This is a genomic window from Stenotrophomonas sp. FR024 (assembly GCF_047500745.2).
GTDB lineage: Bacteria > Pseudomonadota > Gammaproteobacteria > Xanthomonadales > Xanthomonadaceae > Stenotrophomonas > Stenotrophomonas maltophilia_A.
Genome location: NZ_JAXAXM020000003.1, coordinates 269834 through 291975, shown reverse-complemented (window position 1 = coordinate 291975; position 22142 = coordinate 269834). Strand labels below are relative to the sequence as shown.

21 protein-coding genes are annotated in these 22142 nt (G+C 65.8%); 6 read left to right on the top strand and 15 right to left on the bottom strand.

Going from position 1 to position 22142, the window contains the following annotated elements; translation table 11 throughout:
* Positions 1-30 precede the first annotated feature (30 nt).
* From ACMZ91_RS05415 to ACMZ91_RS05375, 9 genes are all read right to left on the bottom strand, one after another.
* The gene (locus tag ACMZ91_RS05415) at positions 31-453 is read right to left on the bottom strand and encodes a F0F1 ATP synthase subunit epsilon (RefSeq protein ID WP_005419509.1); all 423 of its coding nucleotides are present in this window, start codon (positions 451-453) and stop codon (positions 31-33) included.
* A gap of 113 nt (positions 454-566) precedes the next feature.
* Positions 567-1973, bottom strand: coding sequence for a F0F1 ATP synthase subunit beta (atpD, locus tag ACMZ91_RS05410; RefSeq protein ID WP_005411128.1), 1407 nt, complete (start codon positions 1971-1973; stop codon positions 567-569).
* 37 nt (positions 1974-2010) lie between these two features.
* On the bottom strand, positions 2011-2874 hold the full coding sequence (atpG, locus tag ACMZ91_RS05405) for a F0F1 ATP synthase subunit gamma (RefSeq protein ID WP_134709722.1): 864 nt from the start codon (positions 2872-2874) through the stop codon (positions 2011-2013).
* A gap of 97 nt (positions 2875-2971) precedes the next feature.
* Positions 2972-4519: a F0F1 ATP synthase subunit alpha gene (gene atpA, locus ACMZ91_RS05400; protein WP_005411130.1), complete on the bottom strand. Its 1548-nt coding sequence runs from the start codon at positions 4517-4519 to the stop codon at positions 2972-2974.
* A 44-nt stretch (positions 4520-4563) separates the two neighbouring features.
* Entirely contained in the window at positions 4564-5091 is a 528-nt protein-coding gene (locus ACMZ91_RS05395) for a F0F1 ATP synthase subunit delta (RefSeq protein WP_005411131.1), read from the bottom strand.
* Between the two features lie 2 nt (positions 5092-5093).
* Positions 5094-5564 (bottom strand): F0F1 ATP synthase subunit B, encoded by a 471-nt coding sequence (locus tag ACMZ91_RS05390; RefSeq protein WP_005419512.1) that lies wholly within the window; start codon positions 5562-5564, stop codon positions 5094-5096.
* Between the two features lie 106 nt (positions 5565-5670).
* The gene (gene atpE / locus ACMZ91_RS05385; RefSeq protein ID WP_005411133.1) at positions 5671-5976 is read right to left on the bottom strand and encodes a F0F1 ATP synthase subunit C; all 306 of its coding nucleotides are present in this window, start codon (positions 5974-5976) and stop codon (positions 5671-5673) included.
* A gap of 73 nt (positions 5977-6049) precedes the next feature.
* Positions 6050-6850 (bottom strand): F0F1 ATP synthase subunit A, encoded by an 801-nt coding sequence (atpB, locus tag ACMZ91_RS05380; RefSeq protein WP_010481316.1) that lies wholly within the window; start codon positions 6848-6850, stop codon positions 6050-6052.
* Between the two features lie 31 nt (positions 6851-6881).
* Positions 6882-7247, bottom strand: a complete 366-nt coding sequence (locus tag ACMZ91_RS05375; protein WP_006394654.1) for a hypothetical protein — start codon at positions 7245-7247, stop codon at positions 6882-6884.
* A gap of 459 nt (positions 7248-7706) precedes the next feature.
* Here ACMZ91_RS05375 and ACMZ91_RS05370 point away from each other — a divergent pair, with 459 nt between their 5' ends.
* Positions 7707-8525: a hypothetical protein gene (locus ACMZ91_RS05370; RefSeq protein WP_010481314.1), complete on the top strand. Its 819-nt coding sequence runs from the start codon at positions 7707-7709 to the stop codon at positions 8523-8525.
* 444 nt (positions 8526-8969) lie between these two features.
* Here ACMZ91_RS05370 and lpdA read toward each other — a convergent pair whose 3' ends face one another.
* The 3 genes from lpdA to ACMZ91_RS05355 form a co-directional block, all read right to left on the bottom strand.
* Positions 8970-10778, bottom strand: a complete 1809-nt coding sequence (gene lpdA / locus ACMZ91_RS05365) for a dihydrolipoyl dehydrogenase (protein ID WP_414577250.1) — start codon at positions 10776-10778, stop codon at positions 8970-8972.
* Between the two features lie 107 nt (positions 10779-10885).
* On the bottom strand, positions 10886-12598 hold the full coding sequence (gene aceF, locus ACMZ91_RS05360) for a dihydrolipoyllysine-residue acetyltransferase (protein WP_049399181.1): 1713 nt from the start codon (positions 12596-12598) through the stop codon (positions 10886-10888).
* A 167-nt stretch (positions 12599-12765) separates the two neighbouring features.
* Positions 12766-13281: a DNA-deoxyinosine glycosylase gene (locus ACMZ91_RS05355; RefSeq protein ID WP_049460894.1), complete on the bottom strand. Its 516-nt coding sequence runs from the start codon at positions 13279-13281 to the stop codon at positions 12766-12768.
* 186 nt (positions 13282-13467) lie between these two features.
* Between ACMZ91_RS05355 and ACMZ91_RS05350 the strand changes: the two genes are divergently transcribed.
* The 3 genes from ACMZ91_RS05350 to glpK all read left to right on the top strand — a co-directional run bounded on the left by ACMZ91_RS05350 (position 13468) and on the right by glpK (position 17342).
* Complete coding sequence (locus ACMZ91_RS05350) at positions 13468-14100, top strand: OmpW/AlkL family protein (RefSeq protein WP_049460865.1); 633 nt, start codon at positions 13468-13470, stop codon at positions 14098-14100.
* A gap of 184 nt (positions 14101-14284) precedes the next feature.
* On the top strand, positions 14285-15763 hold the full coding sequence (gene glpD, locus ACMZ91_RS05345; RefSeq protein WP_414577252.1) for a glycerol-3-phosphate dehydrogenase: 1479 nt from the start codon (positions 14285-14287) through the stop codon (positions 15761-15763).
* Between the two features lie 79 nt (positions 15764-15842).
* Positions 15843-17342, top strand: a complete 1500-nt coding sequence (glpK, locus tag ACMZ91_RS05340) for a glycerol kinase GlpK (RefSeq protein ID WP_414577254.1) — start codon at positions 15843-15845, stop codon at positions 17340-17342.
* Between the two features lie 94 nt (positions 17343-17436).
* On the opposite strand, the gene ACMZ91_RS05335 is transcribed toward glpK, so the two are convergent.
* Both ACMZ91_RS05335 and ACMZ91_RS05330 read right to left on the bottom strand, forming a co-directional pair.
* Positions 17437-18231: a MetQ/NlpA family ABC transporter substrate-binding protein gene (locus ACMZ91_RS05335; RefSeq protein ID WP_032129055.1), complete on the bottom strand. Its 795-nt coding sequence runs from the start codon at positions 18229-18231 to the stop codon at positions 17437-17439.
* Between the two features lie 27 nt (positions 18232-18258).
* Complete coding sequence (locus tag ACMZ91_RS05330) at positions 18259-19230, bottom strand: helix-turn-helix transcriptional regulator (RefSeq protein ID WP_010481302.1); 972 nt, start codon at positions 19228-19230, stop codon at positions 18259-18261.
* 81 nt (positions 19231-19311) lie between these two features.
* Between ACMZ91_RS05330 and ACMZ91_RS05325 the strand changes: the two genes are divergently transcribed.
* Positions 19312-19914, top strand: coding sequence for a LolA family protein (locus ACMZ91_RS05325; protein WP_049399177.1), 603 nt, complete (start codon positions 19312-19314; stop codon positions 19912-19914).
* Positions 19915-20021: 107 nt separating this feature from the next.
* On the top strand, positions 20022-20798 hold the full coding sequence (locus ACMZ91_RS05320) for a DUF481 domain-containing protein (protein WP_010481298.1): 777 nt from the start codon (positions 20022-20024) through the stop codon (positions 20796-20798).
* A 115-nt stretch (positions 20799-20913) separates the two neighbouring features.
* On the opposite strand, the gene hemC is transcribed toward ACMZ91_RS05320, so the two are convergent.
* Positions 20914-21825, bottom strand: coding sequence for a hydroxymethylbilane synthase (gene hemC / locus ACMZ91_RS05315; protein ID WP_107433283.1), 912 nt, complete (start codon positions 21823-21825; stop codon positions 20914-20916).
* Positions 21826-22142: the final 317 nt, after the last annotated feature.

The window sequence follows — 22142 nt, the reverse complement described above, 5'->3', positions numbered from 1 at the left end:
GGCGTTCTCGTGGATGCAGCGCGAGAAACCTCAGTGCTTGAGGTTCTTGCGCAGGCGCTCCAGCGCCTGCAGCTGGACGACGGCTTCGGCCAGCTTCTGCTGGGCTTCAGCCACTTCCATCGCCTCGCCGCGGTTGGCCAGGATGCGCTCGGCTTCTTCCTTGGCCTTGCGGACAGAGGCTTCGTCGATGTCCTGCGCGCGGATCGCGGTGTCGGCCAGCACGGTCACCACCTGCGGCTGCACTTCCAGGATGCCGCCGGAAATGGCGAAATCCAGCTGCTCGCCGTTCGGCGTGGTCACCACCACCTTGCCCGGCTTCAGGCGGGTGATCAGCGGCGCGTGCTTGGGCGCGATGCCCAGTTCGCCCAGCTCACCGGTGGCCACGACCAGGGTCGCTTCGCCACGGAAGATTTCCTGCTCGGCGCTGACGATGTCGCAACGGATCGTGCTCATGCAAATCTCTTCGCTGTTCGCGGCGGCGCAATGCCACCGTGGGAGTCCACCGGCGCGGGCGGTTGCCCGGCGCCGGCGTCAGGTCGGGCAGGATCGCTCCCGCCCGTCCCGGATCAGGCCTTCTCGGCCATCTTCTTGGCCTTCTCGACCGCTTCTTCGATGCCGCCGACCATGTAGAACGCCTGCTCCGGCAGGTGGTCGTACTCGCCATCGACGATGGCCTTGAAGCCACGGATGGTGTCCTTCAGCGGCACGTACTTGCCCGGCGAACCGGTGAACACTTCGGCCACGTGGAACGGCTGGCTGAAGAAGCGCTCAATCTTACGGGCGCGCGACACGGCCTGCTTGTCCTCTTCGGACAGCTCGTCCATGCCCAGGATCGCGATGATGTCCTTCAGTTCCTTGTACTTCTGCAGGGTCTGCTGGACGCGCTGGGCGGTGTCGTAGTGCTCGTGGCCGATGACCAGCGGGTCCATCTGGCGGCTGGTGGAGTCCAGCGGATCGACGGCCGGGTAGATACCCAGCGAGGCGATCGAACGCGACAGGGTGACGGTCGAGTCCAGGTGGGCGAAGGTGGTCGCCGGCGACGGGTCGGTCAGGTCGTCCGCGGGAACGTAGACGGCCTGGATCGAGGTGATCGAACCGTTCTTGGTCGAGGTGATGCGCTCCTGCAGAACGCCCATTTCCTCGGCCAGGGTCGGCTGGTAACCCACGGCGGACGGCATGCGGCCCAGCAGTGCCGACACTTCGGTACCGGCCAGGGTGTAGCGGTAGATGTTGTCGACGAACAGCAGGACGTCCTTACCCTTGCCGTTTTCGTCCTTCTCGTCGCGGAAGTACTCGGCCATGGTCAGGCCGGTCAGGGCGACGCGCAGACGGTTGCCCGGCGGCTCGTTCATCTGGCCGTACACCATCGCCACCTTGTCGAGGACGTTGGAGTCCTTCATTTCGTGGTAGAAGTCGTTGCCCTCACGGGTACGCTCACCCACGCCGGCGAACACGGACAGACCGCTGTGCGCCTTGGCGATGTTGTTGATCAGCTCCATCATGTTGACGGTCTTGCCGACGCCGGCGCCGCCGAACAGGCCGACCTTGCCGCCCTTGGCGAACGGGCACATCAGGTCGATGACCTTGATGCCGGTTTCCAGCAGTTCGGTGGCCGGGGACTGGTCTTCGTACGACGGGGCCGCACGGTGGATTTCCCAGCTGTCGCTGGCGGCCACCGGGCCGGCTTCGTCGATCGGACGGCCGAGCACGTCCATGATGCGGCCCAGGGTGCCAGCGCCGACCGGCACCGAGATGCCACGGCCGGTGTTGACGGCAACCAGGTTGCGCTTCAGGCCGTCGGTGGAACCGAGGGCGATGGTACGCACCACGCCGTCGCCCAGCTGCTGCTGGACTTCGAGGGTGATCTCGGTGTTTTCCACCTTCAGTGCGTCGTACACCTTCGGCACCGATTCACGCGGGAATTCGACGTCGACGACCGCGCCGATGATCTGAACGATCTTGCCCTGACTCATTGCTGCATCCTCTAATGTGTGCTTTGAACGAACGCGGTCAGACTGCTGCCGCGCCGCCGACGATTTCGGAGATTTCCTGGGTGATCGCTGCCTGGCGCGCCTTGTTGTAGACGAGCTGCAGGGTGCCGATCAGCTTGTTGGCGTTGTCGCTCGCCGCCTTCATCGCAACCATGCGTGCCGCATGCTCGGAGGCGACGTTTTCCAGCAATGCCTGGTACACCAGCGACTCGATGTAACGCGTCATCACGTGCTCGAGCACGGTCGCGGCATCGGGTTCGTACAGGTAGTCCCAGTCGTGGTGAGCGACCTGCTTCTCAGCCGGCGGCAGCGGCAGCAGCTGATCGAAGCTGGCCTTCTGCACCATGGTGTTCACGAAGCGGTTGTAGACCAGGTACACGCGGTCGATCTTGCCTTCGGTGAAGGCGTCGAGCATGACCTTGATCACACCGATCAGCGATTCCAGCTTCGGCACGTCGCCGATGTGGGTCACGCTGCCGACCATGTTGACCTTCACGCGGCGGAAGAAGGTCGATGCCTTCTGGCCGATGGTCACCAGGTCCACTTCCGCGCCCTTGTCCTGCCATGCCTTGGCTTCGCCCAGCATCCTGCGGAACAGGTTGTTGTTCAGGCCGCCGGCCAGGCCGCGATCGGAGGAGATCACGATGAAGCCGACCCGCTTGACCTGCTCGCGCTCGACCAGGAACGGATGCTGGTAGTCGGTGCTGGCCTGGGCCAGGTGACCGATCACCTGCTTCATCGCCTGCGCGTACGGACGCGAGGTCTTCATCCGATCCTGCGCCTTGCGGATCTTGGAGGCCGAGACCATTTCCAGGGCGCGCGTCACCTTGCGGGTGTTCTGCACGCTCTTGATCTTGGTTTTGATTTCGCGTCCGCTTGCCATCTCTTGTTTCCCGTGGCGCGGGGCTGCTGCCCCGCGTTGTTCAACCGTTTGTCATCTGGTCCAGCGGAGCCAGCGGCTCCGCTCTACAGGACCGCGATTACCAGCTGCCGGTGGTCTTGAACTCGGCGATGCCCTTCTTGAAGGCACCTTCGATGTCGTTGTCCCAACCGCCGGTGGCGTTGACCTTGCTGACCAGCTCGCCCTGGGTGTTGGCGAAGTGGGCGTGCAGGCCTTCTTCGAACGCCAGCAGCTTGTTGACCGGCACGTCGTCGAGGTAACCCTCGTTGACGGCGTAGATCGACAGTGCCTGGTTGGCGATCGACATCGGCGCGTACTGCTTCTGCTTCATCAGCTCGGTGACGCGCTGACCACGCTCCAGCTGCTTGCGGGTCGCTTCGTCCAGGTCCGAGGCGAACTGCGCGAACGCAGCCAGCTCGCGGTACTGGGCCAGCGAGATACGGATGCCGCCGGACAGCTTCTTGATGATCTTGGTCTGGGCCGAGCCACCGACGCGCGACACCGAGATACCGGCGTTCACGGCCGGGCGGATGCCGGCGTTGAACAGATCGGTTTCCAGGAAGATCTGGCCGTCGGTGATCGAGATCACGTTGGTCGGAACGAAGGCGGACACGTCGCCGGCCTGGGTTTCGATGATCGGCAGCGCGGTCAGCGAACCGGTCTTGCCGGTGACCTTGCCTTCGGTGAACTTTTCGACGTATTCCTCGGACACGCGGGCAGCGCGCTCGAGCAGACGGGAGTGCAGGTAGAACACGTCACCCGGGTAGGCTTCACGGCCCGGCGGGCGCTTCAGCAGCAGCGAGATCTGGCGGTAGGCGACGGCCTGCTTGGACAGATCGTCGTACACGATCAGCGCGTCTTCGCCGCGGTCCATGAAGTACTCACCCATGGTGCAGCCCGAGTAGGCGCTGATGTACTGCATGGCAGCCGATTCGGAAGCAGTCGCGGCCACCACGATGGTGTGGGCCAGCGCGCCGTTCTCTTCCAGCTTGCGCACGATGTTGGCGATGGTCGAAGCCTTCTGGCCGATCGCAACGTACACGCACTTGATGCCGGTGCCCTTCTGGTTGATCACCGCATCGATCGCCATCGCGGTCTTGCCGGTCTGGCGGTCACCGATGATCAGCTCGCGCTGGCCACGGCCGATCGGGATCATCGAGTCGACCGACTTGTAGCCGGTCTGCACCGGCTGGTCGACCGACTTGCGCCAGATCACGCCCGGCGCAACGCGCTCCACCGGAGCGGTCAGGTCGGTGCCCAGCGGGCCCTTGCCGTCGATCGGCTCGCCCAGCGCGTTCACGACGCGGCCCAGCAGTTCCGGACCGACCGGCACTTCCAGGATGCGGCCGGTGGTCTTGGCGACGTCGCCTTCGCGCAGGTGCTCGTAGTCACCCAGCACCACGGCGCCGACCGAGTCGCGCTCCAGGTTCAGGGCGAGGGCGAAGGTGTTGTTCGGCAGTTCGATCATTTCGCCCTGCATCACGTCGGCCAGACCGAAGATGCGCACGATGCCGTCGGACACGCTGGTCACGGTGCCTTCGTTGCGCGATTCCGCGGCCAGCTTGACCTTCTCGATGCGGTTCTTGATCAGTTCGCTGATTTCGGAGGGGTTGAGCGTGGTTGCCATCGTCAAGTCCTAGTGCCGGCAGCGGGGCCGGACGTTAAATGAATTCAGTTAGCGAGCGCGGTCTGCAGACGGGCCAGCTTGCCCTTCAGCGAACCATCGATGACCACGTCGCCGGCGTCGATCACGGCGCCGCCGATCAGCGAGGCATCGACCGCGGTGGTCACGTCGACCTCGCGGTTGAAGCGCTTGCGCAGCGCGACCTTGATCGCGTCCAGCTCACCGGCCGACAGTTCGGCGGCCGAGGTGACGGTGGCCTTGACCACGTGCTCGGCTTCGGCGCGCAGGGCGTCGAACATGCCGGAAATCTCCGGCAGCAGCGGCAGACGATGCGATTCGGCCAGGATGGCCAGGAAGCGCGAGTAGGTCTCGCCGTGGGACACCGGCGCCAGCAGGGCGACGGCGTCGTCACGACCCAGCTCCGGGTTGGCGAGCAGGGCCGCCACGCGCGGGTCGGCGGCGACGTGGGCGGAGAACGCCAGGGCGTCCGACCACGGCGCGAACGCGCCTTCGTCGCGCGCGGTCGCGAACGCGGCGCGGGCGTACGGGCGGGCAAGCGTGAGGGCCTGGCTCATCCTTAGATCTCCGAGGCCAGCTCGTCGAGCAGCGCCTTGTGGGCGTTGGCGTCGATTTCGCGCTTGAGCAGCTTTTCGGCACCGGTCACGGCCAGCGCGGACACCTGCTTGCGCAGATCTTCACGGGCACGGTTGGCGGCGGCGTCGATTTCAGCCTGGGCCAGTTCCTTCTGACGGGTGGCTTCGGTGATCGCTTCGTTACGGGCAGCATCAACGATCTGGTTGGCACGCGCGTGAGCCTGATCGATGATCTCGTTGGCCTTGGTGCGTGCTTCCTTCAGCGCTTCGTTGACCTTCTCCTGCGCCTGGGCCAGATCTTTCTGGCTGCGGTCGGCAGCAGCGAGGCCTTCAGCAATCTTCTGCTGGCGCTCTTCGATCGCGTTCATCAGCGGCGGCCAGATCTTGGTCGCGATGATCCAGATCAGACCAGCGAAGGCCAGCGCCTGCGCAAGAAGGGTGAAATTGATATTCATGGTTAGCTCGATCGCTGGTTTCGGGGTGGACGCGCCGCCGTAGCGGCACATCCGGCCTTCATCCGAAACCGGGTGCATCAGCACCCGGTCGTCTCAAACCGCTGTATCAGCCGGCCAGAGCCTTGGTGACGGCGCCAGCGAAGGCAGCCGACAGCGGGTTGGCGAAGGCCAGCAGCAGGCCAACGGCGACCGAGATGATGAACGCGGCGTCGATCAGGCCGGCGGTGATGAACATGCGGACCTGCAGGACCGGGATCAGTTCCGGCTGGCGGGCGGCCGACTCCAGGAACTTACCAGCCATGATGGCCAGACCCAGACCGGCGCCCAGCGCGGCCAGGCCGATCATGATGCCGACGGCAAGGGCGGTGGAGCTCTGAATCTGCGCGAAGTTGGTCAGGACGGCGAAGTACATGGTTATCTCCAGGAACTTAAGTTGCTAAGGGTGATGAAACGGATGAAGGTTGAAACGCGTTGAAGCTTGAAACTCAGTGAGCGTCTTCCGACAGGCTCAGGTACACGATCGACAGCATCATGAAGATGAAGGCCTGCAGCGGGATCACCAGCAGGTGGAACAGCATCCAGCCGAGGCCGAACACACCACCGGCAATGGCACCGAAGAAACCGGCACCACCCAGCACCCAGATCAGCAGGAACACGATTTCGCCGCCGAACATGTTGCCGAACAGTCGCATCGCCAGCGAGATCGGCTTGCTCAGCCACTCGACGATGTTGAGGATCAGGTTGAACGGCATCATCCACTTGCCGAACGGCGCCGTCAGGAATTCCTTGATGAAGCCGCCCAGGCCCTTGGACTTGAGCGCGAAGAACAGCATCAGGAAGAACACGCTGATGGCCATGCCCAGGGTGGCATTGACGTCAGCGGTCGGGACCGGCTTCCAGTAGTGCACGCCCACCCATTCCAGCGGCTTGGCGATGAAATCGGCCGGGATCATCTTCAGCAGATTCATCAACAGGATCCAGAAGAAGATCGTGATGGCGATCGGCGTGACCAGCTTGCTCTTGCCGTGGTAGGTGTCCTTGGCCTGGCGGTCGACGAACTCCAGGCAGATCTCGACGAAGGCCTGCCACTTGCCCGGCACGCCGGCGGTGGCCTTGCGGGTGCCCAGCCAGAACGCGACAACGATCACCAGGCCCATCAGGACAGCGGTGAGGAAGGTATCGACGTGGATATGCCAGAACATACCCTCACCCTTGCCGACCGGCGCGGTCAGGTTGTGCAGGTGATGCTGGATGTAGCTGGTAGGGGTTAGAGCCTCGCCCGCCATGTGTCCGGAACCTTCAGTTAATTGAATTCTGTCAACGCCTGGCCATCGCCAGGACCTGGAACATCAAGCCGACGGCGATACCGGCCAACAGCGCCAATGCAGGCAGCTTGAAGACCAGAAACCCCACCAGCAGGACGCCGAAAACCACCACCCACTTGGCCACGATCGCAATGATCAGGCGAGCCATCGCCGAACCTGCGGCCAGTGCCCCACCGCCCAGGGCCATCCGTGCCGCCACCCAGCCACCGGCCGAAATGGCCACACCGGACGCCAGCGCGCCGAGGGCATATTTCGGACCTACCAGCAGGAAGGCCAGGGCCAGGACAGCCACTGCGGCCAGCGGGTAGACCGCGGCGCGCAGCATCAGTCGCCGACCCGCATCAACGGAGTTCAGCACAGGACGTCCCGCGTGGTTGCAAGTGGAGGGCTGAGGCGACTACAGCAGGGGGGCCTCATCGAGCCGCCAAATTATAGCAATGGGACAATTTGCGAGACAACCGCTCCCTGTTCATCCCGGGAGGCCGCAAGTTGCGGTAACGGTTACATTTTTGCGTGCCACCCAGGGGACAATGACGTCCGCATGATGTTGCAGCGCAGTATTGAACTTTGGTCGCAGGCCGCGGAACTTTCACCGAATGCGCCGGTCCGATCTTTCGACCTGCCTGCAGCAACCTCGTCGACGCTCCGCCCCGCAGGTCCCACGATGGCCCCGAAGCCCGGCTCCGGGGCCATCTTTTTGCATCGTCGCGACAGCGCTGAACCGTGCACACTTCGTGGACCATACGTTCACGGATGGTGGACGGGCCTGTCCGGCACAGTGGTCTTCATTCTGATGAACCACTGCAAGGACTCTTCGATGCGCCCCGTACCCACCCTGCTCGCCCTCTCCCTGCTCGCCGCTGGTGCTTCGTTCGCCACTGCCGCCCACGCCGCTGAAGGCGACGACCGCTTCGCCCTGCGCCTGGGTGCGATGAACATCGACTCGGACAACACCCTTCGCGGCAAGACCAACGTCGCCGGCCAGGACATCGGCTTCTCCGAGGACTTCAAGCTGGGTGGCAAGGAGTGGGAACCGCGCATCGACGGCATGTTCCGCATCAGCAACCGCCAGCGCCTGCTGTTCAACTACTTCAAGTACGACAAGGACCGCCGCGAGACCCTTGGCCAGGACATCTCCTTCGGAGACGTCAACGTGCCATCCGGCAGCTTCGTCAAGGGCGAACTGAAGTACCAGGTCGCCAGCCTGGTCTATGACTACTCGGTGGTGGACACCGATACCTTCGACCTCGGCCTGCAGCTGGGTGCGGAGTACGCCAAGGTCAGCACCAAGGCCTACGCCGATCTGGGTACCGTCTACGAAGGCCAGTTCCTCAATGAGAAGACGGACGGCGTGGCGCCGGTGGTCGGTGCGCGCCTGAGCTTCACCCCGTCGGAAAAGTGGATGATCACGCTGCAGGGCCAGTATCTCAACACGCGCTGGGGCAGCTTCGATGACTACAAGGGCGACCTGAGCCGCGCCAACGCCATCGTCGATTACCGCTTCACGAAGAACTTCGGTGTGTTCGCTGGCTACGACTGGTTCAAGCTCGACGCGGACAAGAAGGGCAGCGACGGCACCATCGGCCTGAAGCAGGAATTCAAGGGCCCGGTGGCCGGCGTCAGCTTCGTGTTCTGATCCCCCGCCCCTTCCACGGCACTCTCTCTCCTGGCGCGGCCTCCGGAACATCGGGGCCGCGCTTTTTCTTTGCATCGTCGAGCAGAGAAGCAGGTTGGTCGAGCGCTGGGGGAAGAGGGGCTTGCGTGCGAATGTCCCCCGGCACCGGCCTGCGGCCGTCACCTCCTCCTTTACTTCGCACGCAAGCCCCTCTTCCCCCGCGTGTCAGGCATCCAGGCGGGCCAAGCTGTGGCTCTCGACTATCCGCAAGCCGAGCCGCTGCGCGGGTGGCAGGCGTTTGGACAAAGTAAAGGAGGAGGCGACCGCCGCAGGCGGACGACGGGGGACATTTGTCCAAACGCCTGCCACCCGCGCAGCGGCCCCACCGCTCGCAAAAATCCGGAGCGGAGAAACAAAAAACCCCGGCAGATGCCGGGGCTTTTCGTTCGCGAAGGCGCGGGCGCCTTACTTCTTCTTCGGCATGTACAGATCGGTGATCGTGCCGTCGTAGATTTCCGAGGCCATCGCCACCGATTCGCTCAGCGTCGGGTGCGCGTGGATGGTGTGGCCGATGTCTTCGGCTTCGGCACCCATCTCGATGGCCAGGCCGATCTCGGCCAGCAGGTCACCAGCATGCACACCAACGATGGCACCACCGATGATGCGATGGGTCTCTTCGTCGAAGATCAGCTTGGTGAAGCCCTCGGTGCGGCCGATGCCGATCGCGCGGCCACTGGCGGCCCACGGGAACTTGGCCACGCCGACCTTCAGGCCCTTGGCCTTGGCTTCGGTTTCGGTCACGCCGACCCAGGCGATTTCCGGGTTGGTGTAAGCCACCGACGGAATCACGCGGGCCACCCACTCCTTCTTGTGGCCGGCAGCCACTTCGGCAGCCAGCTTGCCCTCGTGCGTGGCCTTATGGGCCAGCATCGGGTTGCCGACGATGTCGCCGATGGCAAAGATGTGCGGCACGTTGGTGCGCATCTGGCGGTCGACCGGAATGAAGCCGCGGTCGGTGACCTGCACGCCGGCCTTCTCGGCATCGATCTTCTTGCCGTTCGGCGAGCGGCCCACGGCCACCAGCACGCGGTCGAAGGTGCCCTGCGCCAGGGCCGGCGACTGGCCTTCCTCGGCGGCGTCGAAGGTCACGGTGATGCCCTTGGCATCGGCGGTGACGCCCGAGGCCTTGGTCTTCAGGTGGACTTCGATGCCCTGCTTCTTCAGGCGGTCGGCCAGCGGCTTGACCAGGTCCTTGTCGGCGCCCGGCATCAGCTGGTCCATGAACTCGACCACGGTGACCTTGCTGCCCAGCGCGCTGTACACGGTGGCCATTTCCAGGCCGATGATGCCGCCACCGACAACCAGCAGCGAGCCCGGCACTTCGGCCAGCTCCAGCGCGTCGGTGGAGTCCATCACGCGCTTGTCGTCCCACGGGAAGTTCGGCAGCTTCACCGCCTGCGAACCGGCGGCGATGATGCACTTCTGGAAGCGCAGCAGCTGGGTGCTACCATCAGCGGCGGTGATTTCCAGCTCGTTGGCCGAAACGAATTTGCCGACGCCCTGCACGCTGCGGACCTTGCGCTGCTTGGCCATGCCGGCCAGGCCCTTGGTCAACTGGTTGACGACCTTTTCCTTGTACTCGCGCAGCTTGTCCAGGGTGATGGTCGGCTTGCCGAACTCGACGCCGAAATCACCGGCGTGGGCCACTTCGTCGATGACCGCTGCAGCGTGCAGCAGCGCCTTGGACGGAATGCAGCCCACGTTGAGGCAGACGCCGCCTAGGCTGGCGTAGCGCTCGACCAGCACCGTATCCAGGCCGACGTCGGCAGCGCGGAAAGCGGCGGTGTAGCCGCCCGGGCCGGAGCCCAGCACGACCATTTCGCATTCGATGTCGGCTGGCTTGCCGCTGGACAGCGCCGGCTTCGGCGCAGCCGGTTCAGCCGGGGCGCGGTGCGACGGGGTCACCGGCGGCTTGCTGGCCGGAGCGGCCGCTGCCGGGGCCGGCGCGGCGGCCTTGGCCGGGACTTCGGCGGCACCTTCGGCGTCCAGCACCACGACCACGGCGCCTTCGGACAGGGTGTCGCCCAGCTTGACCTTGATTTCCTTGACCACGCCGGCAGCCGAGGACGGCACTTCCAGGGTGGCCTTGTCCGATTCCAGGGTCACCAGACCCTGATCCTTCTTCACCGTGTCGCCGACGGCGACCAACACTTCGATCACCGGCACATCGCTGTAATCGCCGATGTCGGGAACCTTGACTTCAATCGTGGCCATGGTGGGTTTTCCTCGTGCCCGCCCGGCGGTGCCGGCGGGCTGTCACTGCATCTGTTCACGCGGCCGCGCCAGGGGCGGCGGCCGCACGGTGGGGGCGAAGCGGTGCCTTACAGCAGCACGCGGCGCATGTCGGCCAGTACCTGCGACAGGTACGTGGTGAAGCGCGCGGCCAGCGCGCCATCGATGACGCGGTGGTCGTAGCTCAGCGACAGCGGCAGCATCAGCTTCGGTGCGAACTCCTTGCCGTTCCAGACCGGCTGGATGGACGACTTGGAGACGCCGAGGATGGCCACTTCCGGTGCATTGACGATCGGGGTGAACGCGGTGCCGCCGATGCCGCCCAGCGAGCTGATCGAGAAGCAACCACCACTCATGTCGGCCGGGCCCAGCTTACCGTCGCGCGCCTTCTTGGCCAGTTCGCCGGTTTCCTGCGCGATCTGCACCACGCCCTTCTTGTCCACGTCGCGGATGACCGGCACGACCAGGCCGTTCGGCGTGTCGGCTGCAAAGCCGATGTGGAAGTACTTCTTCAGGGTCAGGTTTTCACCGCTGGCATCGAGCGAGGCGTTGAACTCCGGGAACTTCTTCAGCGCCGCGGCGCTGGCCTTGATCAGGAAGGCGAGCATGGTCAGCTTGATGCCGGCCTTCTCGTTTTCCTTGTTCAGCGCCACGCGCAGGCCTTCCAGGTCGGTAATGTCGGCCTGTTCGAACTGGGTGACGTGCGGGATCATGGCCCAGTTGCGGGCCAGGTTCGCACCGGAGATCTTCTTGATGCGCGACAGCGGCTGGACTTCGGTCTCGCCGAACTTGCTGAAGTCGACCTTCGGCCACGGCAGCAGGTTCAGGCCACCACCGGCAGCAACAGCAGCACCGCCGGCAGCCGGCACGCCACCGCTGAGTGCGGCCTTGACGAACTTCTGCACGTCACCCTTGGTGATGCGGCCACCCTTCTCGGTGCCGTTGATCTGCAGCAGGTCCACGCCCAGTTCGCGGGCGAACACACGCACCGCCGGGGTGGCATACGGCACCTTGGCCGGCAGCACGCCATCGGCGTTGAACTGCACCGGCGGGCTGGACGGGGTACCGGCCGAGGCGACCTCGCGGGCCGCCAGCTTGTCCGGCTGCGCCGGCACAGCGACCGGCTCGACCTTGGTGGCGGTCTCGGCGGCAGCCGGAGCGGCAGCAGCGGCTGCCTTGGTCGGCGCCGGCGCGGCAGCGCCCTCGGCCTCGATGATGGCGACCACATTGCCCTGCGACAGAGTGTCGCCGACCTTGACCTTCAGTTCCTTGACCACGCCAGCCACCGACGACGGCACTTCCATGGTGGCCTTGTCGCTTTCCAGCGTGACCAGGCCCTGGTCCTTCTTGACCGTGTCGCCGACGGCGACCAGCACTTCGATGACCGGAATGCCGGAATAGTCGCCGATATCCGGCACCAGCGCTTCAACCGCACCACCGCTGGCAGCCGGAGCGGCCGGCGCAGCTGCGGCCGGGGCCGGCGTGCTCTGGGTGGCAGCGGCCGGCGCTGCGGCCTTGGCCGGTGCCGGGGCGGCAGCGGCCGGTTTGGCCGCCTCGCCTTCAGCCACTTCGATCAGCGCCACGACCTTGCCCTCGGACAGGGTGTCACCGACCTTGACCTTGATCTCCTTGACCACGCCGGCGACGGCCGACGGCACTTCCATGGTCGCCTTGTCGCTTTCCAGCGTCACCAGGCCCTGGTCCTTCTTGACCGTGTCGCCGACGGCGACAAGCACCTCGATTACCGGGATATCGCTGTAGTCACCGATATCGGGGACAAGTGCTTCCTTGATTTCGGCCATGGGGATAACTCCGGCAATCTGGTGTAGGGAAACGTCTATTGTGCGGCCAGCGGGGGCCAGCGCCAACCGTTACAGGTGTTTTCAGTACTCACGCAGCCGGGACACGCTGTTGCTCATGGGTTGCGGCCGCGACCAGTCGGTAGCGTATTGTCCGGACGATGTCCGCTTCATGTCGCCAGTGCGTCGGCTACCGGCTGCCAGGCCTGGCGCAGCCGCGGCAGTGACCAGGCCGCGTTGGCCGGGCTGGTGGACGGCAGCGCCAGCAGCCTTGGCGGCGCCTCCAGGCCGGGCAGCACCCAACGCTGGAATGCCTTCAGCGATGCCGCACCGTTGCAGCCGATCAGCTCCAGCTCAGGAAGCGAAGCGATCAATGCCGGCAGCGCATTGGGTACTTCCGTGCCACGCACGATGTCGGCATCCAGGCTGCCACGCCGCTCGCACTGACCGATCACATCCCACAGACCCACACCGGCTGCCTGCAGTGCGCGCAGCCGTTGCGGGTACGCCAGGGCCACATCGAAGCCACAGATATCGGCCAGCACAGGCCAGAAGCGATTGCGCGGATGCGCGTAGTAGCGCTGCTCCTGCAATGACGCAACGCCGGGCATCGAACCCAGCAGCAGCACCCTGCAATCCGCCTTCACCTGCGCTTGCAGGCCGATGCACACCGTTGCTTCGCTCACATCGTCTCCAACTGCATGAATGTCGCCGAAGGCCGAAAAGCCCATGAAAACAGGCTTTTCGCTCCAGTCGCTGAACAAGGGAAACTATTTTTTAACGTGCGTCGGATTCGATTCATGTTGGGGCGACTACGGTGTGCTCGCCCCGCAACCGGGGGCCCAAAACAAGAAACATTAGGAGATACCCCCATGCGCTCCATCCGTATCCTGAGTCTCGCCCTGCTGACCTCCGCCGCCTTCGCGCCGGCCGCTTTCGCCCAGGACAGCAGCACCGACACCGCTTCGGGCAAGCATTTTGCCGTTGTTGGCGGCATCTCGCTGCTGGAACCGAAGAACGATCCGATCACCGGCGTCAAGAAGACCGATGGTGGCCCGGCGCCGACCGTCAGCTTCAGCTACTACATCAACGACAACTGGGCCGTTGAACTGTGGGGCGCTGCCGACAAGTTCGACAACAAGTTCAAGGGCCCGAACAACGCCCGCCTGGGCTCGGTCGAGCAGCAGCCGATCGCGCTGAGCGGCCAGTACCACTTCGGCCAGGCTGACAACGTGTTCCGTCCGTTCGTGGGCGTGGGCTACTACCAGTCGAGCTTCAGCAACGAGAAGCTGGGCAACGGCGCTGACACCGACATCCGCTTCAAGGATGCCAAGGGCGTGATCGGCACCGTCGGCGTGGACATGAACATCAACTCCACCTGGTTCGCCCGTGCTGACGCCCGCTACATGCGCGCCCGCCCGGACGTGAAGGTTGGCGGCGAGAAGATCGGCGAAGCCAAGATGGATCCGTGGACCGTCGGCTTCGGCATCGGCGCCCGCTTCTGATCCAGGCTGCACCTGCTTCACTGATGTAACGCGACGGGCCCTTCGGGGCCCGTCGTCGTTTCCGTCACCCGCGTTCTGTAGAGTCGAGCTTGCTCGACTGCCTTTCGTAGAGTCGAGCTTGCTCGACTTTTGCAACAGCAGTCGACTGACAGTCGACTCTACACACACAGGATGCGGAGGCGCGATGCACGACGTCGACCTGCTGGTGATCGGTGGCGGTATCAACGGTGCCGGCATCGCCCGTGATGCCAGCGGCCGCGGCCTGCGCGTGCTGTTGTGCGAGCAGCACGACCTCGCTGCGCATACCTCCAGCGCCAGCAGCAAGCTGATCCACGGTGGCCTGCGCTACCTGGAACAGCGCGAGTTCGGTCTGGTACGCAAGGCCTTGGGCGAACGCGAGGTGGTACGCCGGCAGGCACCCTATCTGGTCCGCCCGCTGCGTTTCGTGCTGCCGTGGGAACCGCACCTGCGCCCACGCTGGATGCTGCGCGTGGGACTGTGGCTGTACGACCACCTGGGCCCACGCAGCCCGGCATTTCCCGCCTCGCGCGCCCTGGACCTTCAACGTGATCCGCTCGGCCCCTGGCTCTCCCCGGATCTGCGGCAGGCCTTCAGCTACGCCGACGCGCAGGTCGATGACGCGCGTCTGGTACTGCTCAATGCCCTGGATGCTGCCTGGCGTGGCGCACAGGTACATGTGCGCAGCCGCTGCATCGAGCTGCGCCCTGTGCAGGGCCGTTGGCTGGCCGTGCTGGAATCCGCCGATGGCCAGCAGCATGTGACCGCGCGCGCCGTCGCCAATGCGGCTGGCCCATGGGCCGGTGGCCTGCTGGAGCAGATGGAGGCCCGCAGCGGCGGCCCCGCGCTGCGGCTGGTACAGGGCAGCCACATCGTGATGCGCCGCCCCTGGCCCGATGACAGTGCCTGCCTGCTGCAGCAGCCCGATGGCCGCGTGGTGTTCCTGCTGCCGTTCGCCCACGAGCATCTGCTAGTCGGCACCACCGACACCGACTACCGCGGTGACCCGGCGCGCTGCAGCGTGCTGCCTTCCGAGGTGAGCTATCTGTGCGCGGCCGCCAGCCGCTATCTGCGTGAGCCGATCACTCCGGAAGACGTGGTCTGGCAGTTCGCCGGTGTACGTCCCCTGCTGGCCGACCCGGACCCGCGTGCGGCAACGCTGAGCCGCGACTACCGCCTTCAGCTGCAGTCCAACCCGGCGCCGGCGCTGCATGTGCTGGGCGGCAAGCTGACCACCTACCGGGTGCTGGCCGAGGAAGCGCTGAACCTGCTGCGCCCTGCCCTGCCACAGATGGGACCGGCCTGGACGGCAGGCGGAGACCCGCTGCCGGGCAGCGACTGGGGTGACGCCACACAGGCGCGCTCCCGCCTGCAGGCGCTGGCACCGTGGTTGCCCGTGGAGATCGCACGGCGTTGGGCCGAAGCCTACGGCAGCCGCAGCGCCGCCCTTCTGCAGGGTGCACGGGGCATGGACGATCTTGGAGAGGACTTCGGCGGCGGCCTGCATGCGCGGGAAGTGGCTTTCCTGCGCGACCACGAATGGGCCTGGGACGCCGAGGACATGCTGTGGCGGCGAAGCAAGCTGGGGTTGCGGCTGGATGCTGCGCAGGTGGCGCGGCTGCAGGCGTGGATCGATAGACGGTAGAGTCGAGCTTGCTCGACTGACATGAAAAGCAGTCGAGCAGGCTCGACTCTACCAACACCATCGCTACCGGAGACGCTGCATGACGCCCCGCTACGTGCTGGCCATCGACCAGGGCACCACCAGTTCGCGCGCGATCCTGTTCGACCGCGCCGGCGACATCGTCGGCAGCGCGCAGCGCGAATTCGCGCAGATCTTCCCGCAGCCGGGTTGGGTCGAGCATGACCCGCGCGAGATTCTCACCAGCGTCTATGCCACGCTGACCGAACTGCTCAGCCGCGGGCAGATCGACCCGCGCCACATCGCCGCACTGGGCATCACCAACCAGCGTGAAACCACCGTGGTCTGGGACCGTGCCACCGGACAGCCGATCCACAACGCCATCGTCTGGCAGTCGCGGCAGAGCCACGCCATCTGCGAGCGGCTGAAGTCCGAAGGGCATGAGGCGCTGATCCGCGAGCGCACCGGCCTGCTGATCGATGCCTATTTCTCCGCCACCAAGGTGCGCTGGATCCTCGACCACGTGGAGGGCGCGCAGCAGCGTGCCGAGCGCGGCGAGCTGCTGTTCGGCACCATCGACAGCTGGCTGGTCTGGAACCTCAGTGGTGGCCAGGCGCATGTGACCGACTACAGCAACGCGGCGCGCACGCTGCTGTTCAACATCCACACGCTGGACTGGGATGACGACCTGCTGGCGCTGCTGGACATCCCGCGCGCGATGCTGCCGCAGGTGCGCGATTCCAGCGCGGTGTACGCGCATACCCGGCCGCAGTTCTTCTTCGATCACCCGATTCCGATCGCCGGCATCGCCGGTGACCAGCAGGCGGCGCTGTTCGGCCAGGCCTGCTTCCAGCCGGGCATGGTCAAGAACACCTATGGCACCGGCTGCTTCATGCTGATGCACACCGGCGCGCAGGCGGTGCGTTCGCGCAATGGCCTGCTGACCACCATCGCCTGGGGCCTGGACGGGCGCGTGGAATATGCGCTGGAAGGTTCGATCTTCATCGCCGGCTCGGTGGTGCAGTGGCTGCGCGATGGGTTGCGCATGATCGAACGCGCCAGCGACAGCCAGGCGCTGGCCGCGCAGGTGCCCGACAGTGGCGGTGCTTACCTGGTACCAGCATTTGTCGGCCTCGGTGCGCCCTATTGGCGCAGTGATGTGCGCGGCGCGATGTTCGGCCTGACCCGTGGCACCGGCAAGGCGCACTTCGTGCGTGCCGCGCTGGAGGCGATGGCCTACCAGACCCGCGACGTGCTCGATGCGATGCAGTCCGATGCCGGTATCGCGCTGACCGAGCTGCGCGCCGATGGCGGTGCGATCGGCAACGACTTCCTGGCCGGATTCCAGGCCGACATCCTTGGCGTGCCGCTGCTGCGGCCGCGGCTGACCGAGACCACCGCACTGGGTGCGGCCTACCTGGCCGGCCTGGCGGTGGGGTTCTGGACCAGCCGCGAACAGATCGCCGCGCAATGGGGCCTGGACCGGCGCTTCGAGCCACAGATGGAGGTGGCGCGGCGCGAGAAACTGTACGCGGGATGGCAGCAGGCCGTGGCGGCCACCCTCGCCTTCCACGTCGACTGACGGTAGTGCCGGCCGCTGGCCGGCAACCCCATGATCCTTGGAGGCGTCTGCAGATTGCCGGCAGCGGCCGGCACTACCACATGGTCAGCGGCCGTCAGAACGCCGGCAGCACCGCGCCCTTGTACTTGGTCTCGATGAAGGCCTTCACCTGCGGGCTGGTCAGGGCCTTGGCCAGCTTCTGCACGCGGGCGTCGTCCTTGTTGTCCGGGCGTGCGACCAGGAAGTTCACGTACGGCGAGTCCTTGCTCTCGATCGCCAGTGCATCCTTGGTCGGGTTGAGGCCCGCATCCAGTGCGTAGTTGGTGTTGATCAGGGCCAGGTCGACCTGGTCCAGCACGCGCGGCAGCATCGCCGAGTCCAGCTCGCGGAACTTCAGGTTCTTCGGGTTTGCAGTGATGTCGCGCTGGGTCGACAGCGCGTTGGTCGGATCCTTCAGCTCGATCACACCGGCCTTGTGCAGCAGGATCAGTGCACGGCTGTTGTTGCTCGGGTCGTTCGGGATCACCACGTCGGCACCTTCGCGCAGCTCGGCCAGCGACTTGATCTTGCGCGAGTACGCACCGAACGGCTCGATGTGCACGCCGATCACCTTCACCAGATCGGTCTTGCGATCGCGGTTGTAGGCATCCAGATACGGCTCGGTCTGGAAGTAGTTGGCGTCCACCTGCTTCTGCACCAGCTGGTCGTTGGGCTGCACGTAGTCGTTGAACACGCGCACGTCCAGGTCCACGCCTTCCTGCTTGAGGATGGGCTTGACCACTTCAAGGATCTCGGCATGCGGCACGGCCGTGGCGGCCACCACCAGCTTCTGCGAGGGCTCGCCGGACTTGCCGCAGGCGGTCAGGGCCAGCGCAGCGGCGAGCAGGGGCAGCAACAGGGTCTTCTTCATGGGCGGAAGGGTTCTCGGGGGGGAGTGTCAGGAGTTGTCGTAGTTGCTCAGGGCGAGCTCAAGCAGCGCCTTGGCCTGCTCGCGCAGCATCACCGGTTCGACGATCTCGGCATCCGAGCCGTAGTGCAGCACGTCCATCAGCAGCTCGCGCGAGACGCTGTACGGCACCTTCAGTTCATAGCGGCCATCGGCCAGGAAGCGGCCCTGCTGCTTGGAATGCCAGTGCTCGTCGGCCACCCAGCGCGCGGCCTTGGCGCTGAACAGGATGGTCGCCCAGCCCTTCGGCGCACCGGAGAAGATGCCGTAGCTGGCCCCGAGCTGCTCGTCCAGCTCGCTGTCGGCCACGTCGCGGGCGGTGCTGTCGATCACCCGCGCCTTGTGGATGCGATCCACGGCAAAGCTGCGCAGCGCCTCGCGGTCATGGTCCCAGGCATCCAGGTACCAGTTGTCGCGATAGTGGGTCAGGCGCTGCGGCGAAACGGTGCGCTTGGTCGGCTCGTCGGTGGAACGGGCGCGGTACTCGAACGCCAGCTGGCGGCGCTCCAGCACCGCCGAAGCCACGCTGCGGAAGCTGCCTTCATCGAACTTGCGGCCACGGTGCGGAATCACCCGCACCCGGTCCACCGGCCAGCTGGAAACGCCAGCCTGGGCCGCCAGCAGGCTCTCGATGCGCTGCTGCAGCGGTGCCAGCACCGAGGACAGCACGCCGCCGCCGGTCCGCGCCAGCAGGTGCTGCGAGGCCAGCAGGGCATGCAGCTCCTCCGAGCTCAGCCACAGGCCGGGCAGCTCGAAGCGGTCGCTCTCGTCGGCCTGGTAACGGAAGCCGGCTTCGCCGTCGCCCTCGATCGGTGCCATCAGCGCATCGCGCAGGAAGGCCAGATCGCGGTAGACGGTGGCACGGGAGCAACCGAGCTTGTCCTGCAGGGTCGCCACCGTCACCGGATAGCGTGCGGACTTGAGCAGACGATGCAGGGCGGTGATGCGTTCGTATCGGTCCATACCCCCGATTATGTCCGAGTCGCGGGTCTTGTGTGGGACGTTTGGGCTATCGTGGTCGCCCCCCCCCCTCTGGAACACCCGATGCGCCGGTTGCCTGCCCTGTCCCTGCTGGCCTGCCTGCTGCTGGCCGCCTGTGATCGCGCGCCCGCGCCGGCCAGCACCGAAGCGCCCGTGCCTGCGGCGGATCCGGCGCAGGCGGTGCTGGGCGCCAGCCAGCGCTTCTCGGCCCTGCGCAGCTTCCACGCCGAACTGGAGGTGCTGGGCGCGCCCCAGCCGGTGCGCAGCGCCATGGACTTCGTCGCCCCCGACCGCTTCCGGGTGCAGACCCCGGCCGGTCCGCAGACGATCATCGGCGACACCATGTTCCTGCAGGCCGACGACGCGATCCGGCAGGTGCCGACCCCGCCGGGCCTGCTCGAGCAATGGCGCAACCCGCTGCCGGCCGATGCCCTGCCCGCCGATCTGCAGGCCGAAGACCTGGGCAGCCAGTCGCTGGACGGGGTCGAGACGCGTCACTACCGCCTGCGCGGTGCGCAGCCCGGCGAACGCCTGGAGTACTGGGTGGACGCGCAGGGCCTGCCGCGGCAGATCGTACGCAGCGGCAGCAGCAATGGCCGCAGCTTCCAGCTGCGCCTGCGCTATTCGCGCTTCAACGACCCGGCATTGCGCGTCGATCTGCCCTGAATAGGCGATCGCGGCAACGTCTGCTGAAGAAACCGTTTGGATCGATTCGGACCGCCATCACGCTTCCAGTATCATCACCGGCTGTCAACCGCTTCGGAGAAGCCCCGATGTCCCTGCGCGTGTCCCTGCTGATCCCCCTGCTGCTGTGCGCACCGCTCGCGTATGCGCAGGATGCCTCCGAACTGGCGGCGATGTCCTCGCCGTGGAGCGGCAGTGGCGGCGAGCTCGGTTTCGCTTCGGCACGCGGCAACAGCAGCACCGAGAGCTTCAACGGCCGCCTGCGCCTGCGCTACACCGATGGTGACTGGGTGCACAGCATGGATCTGGCTGGCCTGCGTTCCAGCTCCAAGGTGATCGAGACCCGCGACGACGGCTCCACCAGCCGCCGCAACAACACCACCGCCAACCGTTACACCGGCAGTGCCGGCAGCGCGCTGCAGCTGGGCGAGCACCGCCAGCTGACGGCCACGGTGCGTACCGAGCGCGATGACTTCGCCACCTACGACCGCCAGAGCTCGTTCGGTCTGGGTTACGGCACCCGCCTGTGGAACACCGAGCGTTTCTCGTTCGACGCGCAGATCGGCCCCGGTGTGCGCCGCACCCACAGCACCGAGGACGACCGCACCCGCACCGGCATGATCGGCCGCGGCCTGTTCGACATGAAGTACTCGCTGACCGACAACACCGACCTGGTCAACACCCTGCTGGTCGAGTCGGGTTCCTACAACACCTTCGGCCAGAACGACTTCGGTGTTTCGGTGAGCATGAACGAACATCTGGCGCTGAAGGCCGGCTGGCAGGCGCGTTACAACAGTGACGTGGCCGAGGACAAGCGCAAGACCGATACGCTGACCACGATGAACGTGGTCTACAAATTCAAATAAGAAACGGGCGCCAAAGGCGCCCGTTCTTCTTTCGGCAGTGCCGGCCGCTGGCCGGCAACTGCATTCAATCGGAGCACGAGGTTGCCGGCCAGCGGCCGGCACTAGCTGCGATGGCTCAGACGTTCAGCAGTTCGCCGGCACCGGCATCCAGCAGCATCTTCGCCACGCGCTGGCCCAGTGCTTCCGGGTCACTGGCCGGGCCGATCGCTTCGGCACGCACCGCCTGGCCATCACTGGCACTGCCGACCAGGCCCTGCAGGTGCAGGTCGGTGCCCTGCCACTGCGCGATCGCCGCCACCGGCACGTGGCAGCTGCCATGCAACGCACGGTTCATCGCTCGCTCGGCTTCCACGCAGGCACGGGTTTCCGCGTCATCCAGGCCCGCGAACAGCGCCATCAGGCGCGCATTGCCACCGTCGCACTCCACCGCCACCGCGCCCTGCGCCGGGGCCGGCAGCCATTGCGGCGGTTGCAGGCGCGCGACGATGCGCGCGCCCAGGCCCAGACGCTCCAGGCCGGCCACGGCCAGCACGATGGCGTCGTAGCCACCGTTGTCGAGCTTGGCCAGGCGGGTGTTGACGTTGCCGCGCAGGTCCAGCAGTTCCAGGTCCGGGCGCAGCGCGCGCAGCTGGGCTTGGCGGCGCAGCGACGAGGTGCCAACCCGCGCACCGATCGGCAGCGCATCCAGCGAGGCGTACAGGTTGGAGACGAAACCATCGGCCGGATCGTGGCGGGTCAGCATCGCCGGCAGCGCGAAGGGTTCATCCAGTTCCATCGGCACATCCTTCAGCGAATGCACGGCGCAGTCGGCCTCGCCACGCAGCATGGCCAGCTCCAGTTCCTTCAGGAACAGGCCCTTGCCACCGATGGCGGCCAGCGAGCGGTCCAGCACCTCGTCACCGCGGGTGCTCATCGGCACCAGTTCCACATGCAGGCCGGGGTGGGCCTGGCGCAGGCGATCGGCGACGTGTTCGCTCTGCCAGAGGGCGAGCGGGCTCTTGCGGGTGGCGATGCGGACGGTTTCCATCCGGTCATTATCGCGCCTTCGGCGCGGATACGGCCAACGGCGGAGCCCCTCGTGGCTGGTGGAGGGGTCATGAAAGCAACAGCCGCGCGTGGCCGGGCGGGGTGGGCCACGCAGGGGACGCTGCAAGTACGTCCATGTAAGCTCGGTCGCCGCATCCATGCGGCTCACGCCCCTGCGCAGCCCACCCCGCCCGACCTCTGAAAGTTTCCGTGCGCGCCAGCCACGGAAGATCAAAAAAAGGAAAAAGCAGAAGCAAAGGCAACAGCCGATTGCTTCCAGGGTCAGATCCCTTTTCCGCAGGAAAAGGGATCTGACCC